At 69.3% G+C, this 13,460-nt stretch carries 9 protein-coding genes; 7 read left to right on the top strand and 2 right to left on the bottom strand.

Annotation, left to right across the window (positions count from 1 at the left end):
- Positions 1-326 precede the first annotated feature (326 nt).
- The gene (locus ACZYX4_RS10185) at positions 327-530 is read right to left on the bottom strand and encodes a hypothetical protein (protein ID WP_463875473.1); all 204 of its coding nucleotides are present in this window, start codon (positions 528-530) and stop codon (positions 327-329) included.
- A gap of 116 nt (positions 531-646) precedes the next feature.
- Here ACZYX4_RS10185 and ACZYX4_RS10180 point away from each other — a divergent pair, with 116 nt between their 5' ends.
- From ACZYX4_RS10180 to ACZYX4_RS10150, 7 genes are all read left to right on the top strand, one after another.
- Entirely contained in the window at positions 647-1,465 is an 819-nt protein-coding gene (locus ACZYX4_RS10180; protein ID WP_463875471.1) for a pyruvate, water dikinase regulatory protein, read from the top strand.
- Positions 1,466-1,617: 152 nt separating this feature from the next.
- Positions 1,618-4,014, top strand: coding sequence for a phosphoenolpyruvate synthase (gene ppsA, locus ACZYX4_RS10175; RefSeq protein WP_463875469.1), 2,397 nt, complete (start codon positions 1,618-1,620; stop codon positions 4,012-4,014).
- 381 nt (positions 4,015-4,395) lie between these two features.
- A complete protein-coding gene (locus ACZYX4_RS10170; protein WP_463875467.1) occupies positions 4,396-5,076 on the top strand; it encodes a DUF4232 domain-containing protein in 681 nt (226 codons plus the stop codon).
- A 136-nt stretch (positions 5,077-5,212) separates the two neighbouring features.
- On the top strand, positions 5,213-10,345 hold the full coding sequence (locus ACZYX4_RS10165; RefSeq protein WP_463875466.1) for a DNA glycosylase AlkZ-like family protein: 5,133 nt from the start codon (positions 5,213-5,215) through the stop codon (positions 10,343-10,345).
- Positions 10,338-11,201, top strand: coding sequence for a DNA-formamidopyrimidine glycosylase family protein (locus ACZYX4_RS10160; protein ID WP_463875464.1), 864 nt, complete (start codon positions 10,338-10,340; stop codon positions 11,199-11,201). The genes ACZYX4_RS10165 and ACZYX4_RS10160 overlap by 8 nt, the downstream gene beginning before the upstream one ends.
- Positions 11,202-11,427: 226 nt before the next feature.
- Positions 11,428-12,405: an RluA family pseudouridine synthase gene (locus tag ACZYX4_RS10155; RefSeq protein ID WP_463875575.1), complete on the top strand. Its 978-nt coding sequence runs from the start codon at positions 11,428-11,430 to the stop codon at positions 12,403-12,405.
- A gap of 102 nt (positions 12,406-12,507) precedes the next feature.
- Positions 12,508-13,134: a DedA family protein gene (locus ACZYX4_RS10150; RefSeq protein ID WP_463875462.1), complete on the top strand. Its 627-nt coding sequence runs from the start codon at positions 12,508-12,510 to the stop codon at positions 13,132-13,134.
- A gap of 16 nt (positions 13,135-13,150) precedes the next feature.
- Here the strand turns inward: ACZYX4_RS10150 and ACZYX4_RS10145 are convergent, their stop codons facing one another.
- Positions 13,151-13,456: a hypothetical protein gene (locus ACZYX4_RS10145; protein WP_463875460.1), complete on the bottom strand. Its 306-nt coding sequence runs from the start codon at positions 13,454-13,456 to the stop codon at positions 13,151-13,153.
- Positions 13,457-13,460: the final 4 nt, after the last annotated feature.

Here is a 13,460-nt window from a genome sequence, read left to right as displayed (position 1 = left end):
GAGTGCCAGTTCCGGGCGCCTGGCCCGCCACACTTACCGTGACCAGCCGTGATCCAGCGTCATGAGATTCCCGGAATCTAGAGGTTTTCCATGCCAGTGGCCCTTTGCTTTGTCACCATGGAGCCAGCCCTTTGCGGAATTCGACGCGATCGGAACGCCGATATGGCCTCTCCCCGGAAAGATACCCGGGCCAGATCCCAACGTCAGGTTAAACGGCTTAGCGCCGGCGGGCAATTCGCCCCGATTTCACGTGTAAATTCGGCGTTACTGTACCTAATCCGGCGCCCCGCTTCCGGATTCCCTCGCCAGTACTCGCCAGAGAACTGCTAGCCGGCCGGGCTCACCACGTCCTCCAGCACCGACCGGTCGAAGAATCGGATCTCTCCGGTTTCCGGAAAAAACACGGGAACGACGGAAGTGCTCGGGTCCTTCGAGGTTTCGTAGATTTCGGGCGCACCCCCGTGCCTGCGGGCAATGGTTCCGACCAGGTCCGTGCCGCGGACGCTGACAGTCCGGTATTTGTAGCTCATTGGGGCTCCTTTGGTGACGTGGGACACAGCCTACTCCCCGCTGTCCAGCCCGTGCCGGGCGCGCGGCACGGGCGTCGTTGAAGAACACTGAGCCCGCACTGGTGCACAATGCGTTCATGACCAATGACGCTCCCCGCCCGGTCTACTTCCTTTCGGACAGTACGGGCATCACCGCAGAAACGCTGGGCAACACCCTGCTGACGCAGTTCCCAGCGACCGAATTTGACCGCATCACGGTCCCCTTCATCACCACCGCCAACCAGGCCCGGGCCGTGGTCAAGGTGATCGACCACCGTGCCGCCACCGGCCTGCAGCCGATCGTCTTCTCCACCGCTGTGGGCAGCGACATCCGCCAGACCCTCGGCACCTGCAACGGGATCATCGTGGATCTCATCGGGACCCACGTCGGGCAGTTGGAACACGCCCTGGGAACCGCAGCCAGCGGGGAACCGGGCCGGGCCCACGGACTGGGCAACGCAGCCCGCTACCAGACCCGGATGGCCGCCGTCGAATACGCCATGGAGCACGACGACGGCCAGAGCCTGCGCGCGCTCGAAAAGGCCCAGGTCATTCTGGTGGCCCCGTCGCGCTGCGGCAAAACCCCCACCACCATGTACCTGGCATTGCAGCACGGCATCTTCGCTGCGAACTTCCCGCTCGTGGACGAGGACTTTGAACGCGAAGGGCTTCCCAAGCCGCTGCGGCCGTTTGTCTCAAAGTGTTTCGGCCTCACCACCAATCCCCTGCGCCTGAGCCAGGTCCGCACGGAACGCCGCCGGGGCTCGCCCTACGCGTCGCTGCGGCAGTGCGGCTTTGAGCTGCGCAGCGCCGAGCAGCTTTACGTGTCCCACGGGATTCCCTACCTCAATTCAGCCAGCGTCTCCGTGGAGGAAATGGCAGCCACCATCCTCCTAAAGATGAACCTCAAGCACTAATTGCAGCGGGTCCGCAAATGTTGCGCGGACCACATCATGTGGAAACACCGGCCTGGACCTGTCACTATGACAGGACTTGCGCCCACTAACCGGCGATCGCCCCACGCGGGGCGGCGATACCCTATGCCACCATCTGCAAAGGAGCAGCAACCATGACGACAGACATCCTGTGGTTCTCAGAACTCGGTCTCAAGGACCTGGACCGGGTGGGCGGCAAAAACGCCTCCCTCGGCGAGATGGTGCAGAACCTGACGTCTGCGGGCGTCCAGGTGCCTGACGGCTTCGCCACGACAGCCGATGCCTACCGCAGCTTCCTCGCCGACTCCGGCCTGGACCAGAAAATCGCCGACCGGCTGGTCGGCCTGGACACTGACGACGTGACTGCCCTGGCCGCTGCGGGCAAGGAAATCCGCGGGCTGATGCGCGAGACGCCCTTCCTGCCGGACTTTGAAGCGCAGATCCGCGCCTCGTACCAGAAGCTGGTGGACAAGCACGGCGGCTCCGAGGACCTCTCCTGGGCCGTCCGCTCCAGCGCGACGGCGGAAGATCTCCCTGATGCATCCTTCGCCGGGCAGCAGGAAACCTTCCTGAACGTCCGCGGGATCGAGAACATCCTGGTGGCCATCAAGGACGTCTTCGCGTCCCTCTACAACGACCGCGCCATCGCCTACCGGGTACACCACAAGTTCGAGCACGCCGAAGTCGCGCTCTCTGCGGGCGTCCAGCGCATGGTTCGTTCCGACGTCGGCGCCTCCGGTGTCATGTTCACCATGGACACCGAGTCCGGGTTCCAGGACGCCGTCTTCGTCACCTCCTCCTACGGCCTCGGCGAGGCCGTCGTCCAGGGCGCCGTCAACCCGGACGAGTTCTACGTCTACAAGCCCGCCCTGGAGGCGGGCCGCCCGGCCATCCTCAAGCGCGGACTGGGCGAAAAAGCGCTTCAGATGACCTACACGAGCAACCGCGAAATCGGCCACACCATTGACTTCGTGCCGGTGGAGGCCTCCCTGCGGAACCGTTTCAGCCTCACGGACGACGACGTCGAGCAGCTCGCCCGCCACGCCGTCGCCATCGAGAAACACTACAAACGCCCGATGGACATCGAATGGGGCAAGGACGGGATCGACGGCGGCCTGTACATTCTCCAGGCACGACCGGAAACCGTGCAGTCGCGCAGGACCTCCGGCAGCCTGAGCCGCTTCCGCCTCAACGGGTCCGGCAAAGTCCTGGTCGAGGGCCGCGCCATCGGCCAGCGCATCGGCGCCGGCAGCGTCCGCATCCTCACGTCGATTGACCAGATGGCCGCGTTCAAGACCGGTGACGTCCTCGTCGCGGACATGACCGACCCGGACTGGGAACCGATCATGAAGCGCGCCTCCGCGATCGTGACCAACCGCGGCGGACGCACCTGCCACGCGGCCATCATCGCCCGGGAACTGGGCATTCCCGCCGTCGTCGGCACCGGGAGCGCCACCGACGTGCTCTCCGATGGGCTCGAGGTGACCGTCTCCTGCGCCGACGGCGAGACCGGCGTCATCTACGAGGGCCTTCTGGACTTCATCGTCGAGGAAACCGAGATCACCCAGCTGCCCGAGGCCCCGGTCAAGGTCATGATGAACGTCGGCACCCCCGAGCAGGCCTTCACCTTCGCGCAACTGCCCAACCACGGAGTTGGCCTGGCCCGGCTGGAATTCATCATCAACCGGCAGATCGGCATCCACCCCAAGGCGCTGCTGAACCTGGACGAGCAGCCGGACGACGTCATCGCGGAAATCCGGGAGCGGATCGCCGCCTACGCCAGCCCGCGCGACTATTACATCAAGCGCCTGGCCGAAGGGGTGGCGACCATCGCCGCGGCGTTCGCGCCGGAGCCGGTGATTGTGCGGATGTCCGACTTCAAGTCCAACGAGTACGCCAACCTCATCGGCGGGCCCGCCTACGAGCCGCATGAAGAGAACCCGATGCTCGGCTTCCGCGGCGCCTCCCGGTACCTGGAGCCGTCCTTCCGGGACTGCTTCGACCTGGAGTGCGAGGCCCTGTCCTTCGTCCGCAACGAGATGGGCCTGACCAACGTCAAGCTGATGATCCCGTTCGTGCGCACCTTGGACGAGGCCAGCGGCGTCATCGACCTGCTCGCCGAGAACGGACTGCGCCGCGGCGAAAACGGCCTCGAGGTCATCATGATGTGCGAGCTGCCGTCCAACGCGCTGCTGGCCGACGAATTCCTGGACTACTTCGACGGCTTCTCCATCGGCTCCAATGACATGACCCAGCTGACCCTTGGCCTGGACCGTGACTCCGCCATCGTCGCGGCCGGCTTCGACGAGCGCAACCTGGCCGTCAAGAAGCTCCTGAGCATGGCCATTAAGGCCTGCAAGGCGCGTGGCAAGTACGTGGGCATCTGCGGCCAGGGGCCCAGCGACCACGCGGACTTCGCCGAATGGCTGGTGGAGGAAGGCATCGACTCCGTCTCGCTGAACCCCGACACCGTGGTGGACACCTGGATCCGGCTCGCCGGGGCAGCCGCCACCGCCGGCGCCGCCAGCTGACACGGTCAACGCCCAGCCAGCCGACACGATAATTGATACGGTGAACTGACACCACATCGGCAGTGGAGACACCCCGGTCCTCGGACCGGGGTGTCTCTTTTTGCCGGGGAGCCGGAATCCTGGTGCTTTCGGTGAAACCGCCCGACGCCGCGGGGAAGACCCTGCACTTCCCGGCCCTTCAGAACTGCGAGGCCGGTCAAACCGGCTGGTCCGAACACCCCGCCGAGGGACGGGCCCGCCGCCGGGCCGGTTTGGTGGGCGGCGTGGGCCCAAGGAGCAGCTGACCTCAGTCGATGCCCGGAAATCACAATCCGGGCATCAATCGGGCCGCGCCGTCGTGGCGCCGTTGACTCAGGCCACATCGGACGTGACAGTGGTGCCATGACGGCTCAGCGAATCAACACCAGACTTGTATTCACGACGGCGGCAGCCGCGGCAGCGCTTCTCCTTGCAGGCTGCGGCAGCGGCACGCCGCAGGCGCAGACGTCCAGCACCCCGGCGTCCTCCCCTGCCTCCTCCGCCAGCCAGACCCCCGCCACCGGCGCGGCCAACGGCGCACCCAACGGCGCACCCTCGCTGGCCCCCGCGCCGGCAGCGCCCGCACCGGCAGCGCCCGCGCCGCCAGTGTCCGTGCCGGACAGCCCCGGACTGTGCAAGGCCGCCGGGCTGACGGGCACCATCGATTCCACCGGCGGCGGTGCAGCCGGCAGCGTCTACATGAAGCTGATCTTCACGAATTCCGGCACCGAGCCGTGCCTGCTGAAGGGCTTTGCCGGCGTCTCCCTCACCGCCGACGCCAATGGCGCCCCGCTCGGCGCCGCCGCAGCCCGCGACGAGTCCACACCGGCCGCCGAGGTTCTGCTCGAACCGGGCCAGGCCGGCGCCGCCACGCTGCGCTACACGCAGGCCCGCAACTACCCGGACTGCACGGTCGTACCGGCGGCAGGCTTCCGCATCTACCCGCCCGAAGAAACCGCCTCGCTGTTCCTCGCCCAGCCCCGGGGCGCCTGCACCAACGCCGGCATTAACCTGCTCACCATCGGCGCTTTCCAGGCCCAGTAACCTCCCTGACGTCGAGGTGAGATTTCCCGCCCATGCCTGTCCGGATCATGGGCACAAAGTCTCACCTCACGGGGGGTGACACCGTCCGGATTACCGCCCGCCATCTCCTGTCGGTGGGTTAAGGCATGATGGAGGAATGAAGGGGCAGGAGCTCGCCGGCGGCACACGTGCGGCCGAAGCCATGAACCGGTTCAGCCGGCCGACCCGGGATTGGTTCCTGGGTGCATTCAGCGCGCCCACCCCTGCCCAGAGCGGCGCCTGGAACGCGATTTCCTCCGGCGCCCACGCGCTCGTGGTCGCCCCCACCGGTTCCGGCAAAACGCTGGCGGCCTTTCTCTGGGCGCTCGACCGGCTGCTCCTCGCAGCCCCCGCCGAGCCCGAGGAACTCCCCGGCCTGGACACCGCGAAAGGCGCCCGGCGAAAGGCGCCCAAACGCAAAACCAGGGTGCTGTACATCTCGCCGCTCAAGGCGCTCGGCGTCGACGTCGAACGCAATCTGCGCGCCCCGCTGATCGGCATCACCCAGACCGCCAAACGCCTGGACCTGCCCGCACCGCTGATCACCGTGGGCGTCCGTTCCGGTGACACCCCGGCGTCGGACCGCCGCTCGCTGCTGAGCAACCCGCCGGACATCCTCATCACCACGCCCGAGTCGCTCTTCCTGATGCTCACTTCCAAGGCGCGGGAGACCCTGAGCGAGGTGGACACCATCATCGTCGATGAGGTCCACGCCGTCGCGGGCACCAAACGCGGCGCCCATCTGGCCGTGTCACTGGAACGCCTCGACGCCCTGCTCCCGATACCCGCCCAGCGGATCGGACTCTCGGCCACCGTTGAGCCCAAGGAGCTGGTGGCGCAGTTTCTCGCCGGCTCCGCTCCGGTGGAAATCGTTGCCCCGCCCTCGAAAAAGACCTGGGACCTGACGGTTTCCGTCCCGGTGGAGGACATGTCAGATCTGCAGGGCTCGGCCGGCGCGTTCGACTCAGGTCCGGCGTCCGGGCTGCAGCCGCAGGCATCAATCTGGCCACACGTGGAGGAAAAGATTGTGGACCTGGTGCTGGCCAACCAGTCCACCATTGTGTTCGCCAATTCGCGCCGGCTCGCCGAACGCCTTACCGCCCGGCTCAACGAGATCTACGCCGAACGGCAGCTGATGGCCGCAGGCGGCAGCTGGGACGAGTCTGGGGCCGGGGCGCCCGGCTTCGAGCCCGTGCCGGCAGGAGCGCCGGCAGGCGGAGCACCGGCAGGCGGAGCTCCGGCGCGGCCAAGTTCCACCGCACCACCGGCGTCCACCGCGACTCCGGCGCACATGATGGCCCAGGCCGGCAGCACCGCCGGGGCCGATCCGGTCCTGGCCCGGGCCCACCACGGTTCGGTCTCGAAGGACCAGCGGGCCCTGATCGAGGACGACCTGAAATCCGGCCGGCTGCGCTGCGTCGTGGCCACATCCTCCCTGGAGCTGGGCATCGATATGGGTGCCGTGGACCTCGTCGTGCAGGTGGAATCCCCGCCCTCCGTGGCCAGCGGGCTGCAGCGGGTGGGCCGCGCCGGGCACCAGGTCGGTGAGATCTCCCAGGGCGTCCTGTTCCCCAAGCACCGCGCAGACCTGGTGCACACCACCATCACGGTGGAGCGGATGCTCGCCGGCAAGATCGAACGGCTCTACGTCCCCGCGAATCCGCTGGATATCCTCGCCCAGCAGACGGTCGCGGCCACGGCGCTGGGCTCCATCGATGTGGAGGAGTGGTTCTCGACGGTGCGCCGGTCGGCGCCGTTCGCCTCCCTCCCCCGCTCCGCCTTCGAGGCCACCCTGGACCTGCTCGCCGGCCGCTACCCCTCCGACGAATTCGCGGAACTGCGCCCCCGGATCATCTGGGACCGCAACGCCGGCACCATCGAGGGCCGCCCCGGCGCCCAGCGGCTGGCCGTCACCTCCGGGGGCACCATCCCGGACCGCGGGCTCTTCGGCGTCTACATCATCGGCACCGAGACGGAAGGGACCGGTTCCTCCGGCTCTCCGGGCTCCGCCAGCGGCGGGGGCCGGGCGGCCAGCCCGGCCGCCGCCGCAGCCAAGGGCGGTCGCCGGGTCGGCGAACTCGACGAGGAAATGGTCTACGAATCCCGGGTCGGTGACGTGTTCGCCCTCGGCGCCACCAGCTGGAAGATCGAGGACATCACCCATGACCGGGTGCTGGTCTCCCCCGCCTTCGGCCAGCCCGGGAAACTCCCGTTCTGGAAGGGCGACTCCCTCGGCCGCCCGGTGGACCTCGGCCGAGCCCTGGGCGCGTTCGTGCGCGAACTCTCCGCGTCCGACGTCGGTCCGGCCATGGAACGCTGCAAGGCCAGCGGCCTGGACGATTTCGCCGCCAACAACCTGATCCAGTACCTCGCGGAGCAGAAGCTGGCCACCGAAGTGGTCCCCAGCGACACCACCCTCGTGGTGGAGCGCTTCCACGACGAACTCGGCGACTGGCGGGTGGTGCTGCACAGCCCGTTCGGCATGCCGGTGCACGCGCCGTGGGCCCTCGCCGTCGGGCAGCGGCTGCATCAGCGCTACGGGATGGACGGCTCCGCGATGGCCGCGGACGACGGCATTGTGCTGCGCGTGCCCATGATGGAGGACGAGCCGCCCGGGGCCGAGCTGTTCCTGTTCGACCCGGAGGAACTCGAACAGATCGTGACCACGGAGGTCGGCGGCAGCGCCCTCTTCGCTTCCCGGTTCCGTGAGTGCGCCGCGCGGGCCCTGCTGCTCCCCCGGCAGACCCCGGGCAAACGGCAGCCCCTGTGGCAGCAGCGCCAGCGCTCCGCCCAGCTGCTGGACGTCGCGCGGAAGTACCCCACGTTCCCGATCGTCCTCGAGACCGTCCGCGAATGCCTGCAGGATGTCTACGACCTTCCGGCGCTGAAGGACATCGCCGCGTCCATTGAGCGCCGCGAGCTGCGGATCATGCAGACCACCACGCAGCAGCCCTCGCCCTTCGCCAAGTCCCTGCTCTTCGGCTACGTCGCGCAGTTCCTCTACGAGGGCGATTCGCCGCTGGCCGAGCGCCGGGCCGCCGCTCTGGCGCTGGATTCGACCCTGCTCAACGAGCTCCTCGGCCGGGTCGAGCTGCGCGAACTGCTCGACGCCAAAGTCATTGACGCCACCGAGCGGGAGCTGCAGCGCCTCGCCCCGGACCGGAAGGTGCGCGGAATGGAAGGGGTCGCGGACCTGCTGCGCCTGCTGGGCCCGCTGACCCCGGAGGACGTCGCAGCCCGGCTTGAACCGGCGGCCGGGACGGCGCCGGAGGCTGAGGCAGGGCTGGTCGCGGCCGGGCTTGCCGAAGCTCCGGAAACCGAACCGGCGGCCGGGAGCGCGGCCCCCGTCGCCGATGCCACCACGCATCTGGTGGCGCTCCAGCGCGCCAACCGCGCCATCAAGGTCAACGTCGGCGGCACCGAGCGCTACGCCGCGGTGGAGGACGCCGCCCGCCTGCGCGACGCCCTCGGAGTCCCGCTGCCGATGGGTGTACCCCTGGCCTTCATCGAGCCGGTCGCTGATCCGTTGGGCGACCTCGTCTCGCGCTATGCCCGCACCCACGGCCCGTTCACCTCCGCGGAGGCCGCCGCCCGGCTGGGACTGGGCGTCGCCGTCGTCGGCACCGCGCTGAAGCGGCTCGCCGCGGACGGACGCGTGGTGGAAGGCGAGTTCCGCCCGCACGCCGCCCCGCCGGCACCGGCTCCGGTTCCGGAAGCCGGCGGCGGCAACGGCGACGGCGGCCCTGCCCTCAGCGCCGGCGGCGGGACCCCGGGCACCTATGCGCCCACGGCACCTTCCCTGGCGGGCATCAGCGAATGGTGCGATGCCGAAGTCCTGCGCAAGCTCCGCCGCCGCTCGCTCGCCGCCCTGCGTGCCGAGGTCGAGCCCGTGGATGCCGCCGCGTACGGCCGCTTCCTGCCGGCCTGGCAGAACGTCCGGGTCCCGGGCAAGCGCGGGCAGTCGGCGCTGCGCGGACTGGACGGGATCATCACCGCCGTCGACCAGTTGTCCGGTGTGCCCATTCCGGCCTCCGCCTGGGAACCCCTGATCCTGGCCAGCCGTGTGTCCGACTACCAGCCCGCCATGCTCGATGAGCTCATGGCTGCCGGCGAAGTGCTCTGGTCCGGTGCTGGCGCGCTCCCCGGCAACGACGGCTGGGTCAGCCTGCACCTGGCCGACTCGGCCGAGCTGACCCTGAACCCGGCCATCGACTTCGAGCCCGGCGACGCGCAGCAGCGGCTGCTGGACCACCTGCGCGACAACGGCGGCGGCTACTTCTTCCGGCAGCTGACAGACGTTGCCGGCGGCATGGACTCGGTGCTCAGCGACCAGGACGTCGTCTCCGCGCTCTGGGACCTCGCCTGGGCGGGGCGGATCACCGGCGATACCTTCGCCCCGGTCCGGGCCATGATCGCCGGCGGCCACACCGCGCACCGGCAGGTCGCCCGCGCCCCCCGGGCCCGGGCCCCCCGGTTGAGCCGGCTGGGGCGCGCCCACGGGACCGGTTTGCTCGGATCCCCCGGGCTGACCGGGGGCCGGTACGGCTCCGCGGGCGGCGCGGCAGCTACTCCCCCGCTGGCCGCCGGCCGCTGGTCTGCGCTGCCCGCCCCCGAACTGGATGCCACCATCCACGCCCGGGCCACGGCGGAACTCCTGCTGGACCGGTATGGCGTTCTCACCCGCGGTTCGGTCATGGCCGAGAACATCCTGGGCGGTTTCGGCCTGATGTACAAGGTCCTGGCCCGGCTGGAGGAAGCCGGCCGGTGCCGCCGCGGCTACTTCATCGAGCACCTTGGCGCGGCACAGTTCGCCGTCCCCGCGACCGTAGACCGGCTGCGTTCCTACGCCGAGGACACCCAGCTCCACAAACCCGACCCCGTGGCCCTGGCCCTGGCCGCGACGGACCCTGCCAACCCCTACGGCGCCGCCCTTCCCTGGCCTGCCCTGAACGTCGAGGCGGGAACCGGACACCGTCCGGGCCGGAAGGCCGGCGCCCTGGTGGTGCTGGTCGACGGCGCCCTGGTCCTGTATGTGGAACGCGGCGGCAAGACGCTGCTGGCCTTCAGCGAGGACCCGGCGGACCTGGCCCCGGCAGGTTCCGCCCTGGTCAGCGTGGTCACCCGGGGTGCGGTGGACAAACTCATCATGGAGAAGGTCAACGGCCACGGCATTCTCGACACGCCCATCGCCGCCGCCCTGGCCCACGCCGGCGCGTACTCCACGCCAAAGGGACTGAGGATCCGTGCCTGAAGGCGATTCGGTGTTCCGCGCAGCCGCCCAGTTGCATGCTGCGCTGGCGGGCCAGCAGCTCATCTCCTCCGACTTCCGGGTACCCCGGTTCGCCACCCTCAAACTGGGCGGCTGGACCGTGACCGAGGTGGTCCCGCGGGGCAAACACCTGCTCATGCGGCTGGAGGGCCCGGCCCGGGCAGGTGGCGGCAGCCCCGCGGAACCGGACCGGCTGACGATCCATTCCCATCTGAAGATGGAAGGCGCATGGCAGGTTTACCCCCCGGGCGGCCGCTGGCGGAAGCCGGGGTTCACCGCGCGCTGCGTGCTGCGCACCGCGGCGGCAGACGCCGTCGGGTTCTCCCTCGGCATCCTCGAGGTCGTCCGCACGTCCGAGGAAGAATCCGTTCTCGGGCACCTCGGCCCCGATCTGCTGGGTCCCGACTGGGACCTGGCCGAGGCGGAGCGGCGGATCGGTGCCGCGCCGGACGTCCCGATCGGCGTCGCACTGCTGGACCAGCGGAACCTCGCGGGGATCGGCAACATCTACCGCTGCGAGGCCTGCTTCCTCTCCGGCGTGCACCCGGCGGCGCCCGTCTCGGCAGTGCCTGACGTGGCGGCCATGATCACCGACGCCAAAGTGCTGCTGGAGGCCAACCTGGGAGCCGGGCGCCGGACCACCGTCCTGAACCAGCGCGGCGCTGCCGTGGGCCGGACCTCCGGATTGCCCGGCTACTGGGTCTACCGGCGCGAACACCAGCCGTGCCTGAAGTGCCGGACACCGGTGCGGCGCGGAGTCCTCGCCAAGGCCACCGGCACGGAAGAGCGGGACATCTACTGGTGCCCGACGTGCCAGCCGCTGACGGGACCGGCCTAGTCACCCGGTCCTCAAGGTCGGGTGAGGCGCGACGACGAGGCGGTGCCTGCGCCCGCGGGGGCGCTCAGGATGCGGGGCCGGATCGGGTCCAGCGAGGCCCCCGTCGCGGCCGGGTCTTCGATCACCGCCGGTCGGGTGCGCCGAGGTCGCCGGAAGCATGCGGCGCAGCTCTCCGAGGCGGACCCGGAACGGCGCGTCGGGCCCGGCAAAGTAGAATGGACCGGTGATGCAATCCCCCCTGCCCGTGCGCGACGGCGTCAATGCGACCCGCCTCCGCCTCCCGGACGAGGGGCCCTGGGACACCGCGATGGACTACATGATGCACCGCTGGGGCCATATCGACCCCCAGGGCATCGAGGACCGTTTCGACGCCGGCGAGATCGTGGGCGAGGCCGGCATTCCCCTGGACCGCGCCACCCCGCTGCGGAACCACACCTTCATCTGGTACTACCGCACGCTGCCGCCGGAGGTCCGGATCCCGGTGGAACTGAACATCCTGCACCAGGACGAGCACCTCCTCGTCGTCGACAAGCCGCATTTCCTGCCCACCACGCCCGGCGGCACCTACATCCAGGAGTCCGCGCTGGTGCGGCTCCGGAACCAGCTGGGCCTGCCGGACCTTATTCCCATGCACCGGCTGGACCGCATGACCGCCGGGATCCTGCTGCTGTCCACGAATCCCGAGACCCGGGGCAGGTACCAGGTGCTCTTTGAGAAGCGCCAGGTCCAGAAGGAATACGAGTGTGTGGCCGCCGCCGAGCCGGCGCCCGGGCACCCCGCCGCCGACTTCCCCGTCGTGGTCAGGAACCGGATGACGAAGTCCCGCAGCTACCTGCTCGCCGAGGTGATTGACGGCGAACCCAACACCGAGACCCGGATCGAACGGCGGCGGACCTTTGACGGTCCCGGCCCGGCAACGCCCGGCGGCGATGTCTCCCCCGGCGCGGCCGACGGCGACACTGGGCGCCGTGCGCTGTACCGGCTTGAGCCGCACTCGGGCAAGACCCACCAGCTTCGCGTGCACATGGCCTCCCTGGGGCTGGGGATCGTCAACGACGCCTTCTACCCGCAACTGCTGGACAAGGCGCCGGATGATTATTCGAAGCCGCTCCAGCTGCTCGCGCGCGGGATCCGGTTCGTTGACCCCATCACCGGCAGGCCGGCAGAGTACCGCAGCGGGCTGGAGCTCAGCGAAGCCCGCTAAGCCCCGCCGGGAGCTGAATTCGACCGGGCACAGTCCCGCTGCCGGGGCAGCTCGCTCACGTCACGGGCGGGCGCCAGGCCGGAAATGCGGTAACTTGTGCCCATGGACTTCGGCAGCGCGGACGGCTGGCGGGACACGATCTATTGGTGGATCATCCCGGTTGTTATGGGCGATGCCATTTTCCCGCCCATCCCTTCCGAAATGCTGGTGATCACCGGCGGCGCCCTGTCCGCCGTCGGGCGCGCCAACGCCTTCCTGGTGGTGCTCCTCGCCACGGCAGCGTCGTGGCTTGGCGACATCCTGGTGTTCCAGCTCTTTAAGCGGCGCCTGAGTTATGCCCTGGACCGCTGGCGGTGGGGCCGCGCATTCCATCAGGCCGTGCACATCGCCATCGGGAAAGCCGGCCGGTCCACCACCTACGGGGCGATCATCGGACTCCGCTTCATCCCGGGCGGACGGCTGGCGACGACTGCTGCCGCCGGCATCGCCAACGTCTCCACCCGCGGGTTCAGCCTCTGCGCGGCCCTCGGCGGCCTCCTCTGGTCCGTCTGGTCCGTGGGTCTGGGCTATGTCACCGGGGCGGCCACCGGACTGCCGTTCTGGGCGAGCTCCCTGATCGGCGTCGGCCTCGGAATCCTGCTCGGCGTCATCCTGGGCGTGGTCGTCACGCGGCGGCGGGGGAACCGTTCGCCGGTCGTCGACGGACCCGAAGAGGAACTGGACTTCTGAGGCGGGCGGCACCCGCCTAGACGGGCGCCCAGCGGCCCCGGTTGCGGCGGAGCACCATCACATGACCGGTCACCGCAACGCGTTCGACGGCGTCGCGCATCATCGCCGCCGACTCCAGCGCCTGGCGGTTCTCGCTGCTGTAGGAGGTGGGCTCGACCAGGAAGCGCAGGTTCAGTTGCGGAACCCCGCCGGCCAGGTCCAGCTGGTTCGACTCAACGTGGTGCCGCGTCTCCAGTGCTTCGACGGCCGCGGCCATCACGGACTCCGGCGGGTTGCCCGGCTTGAGCCCGGTGATCTTCAGTCTGGTCTGGAACGACGGCATGGAA

It is taken from the genome of Pseudarthrobacter leeuwenhoeki, from assembly GCF_055412885.1.
Note: the sequence above shows the minus strand (reverse complement) of the source record. Positions and strands in the feature narration are given on the sequence as shown.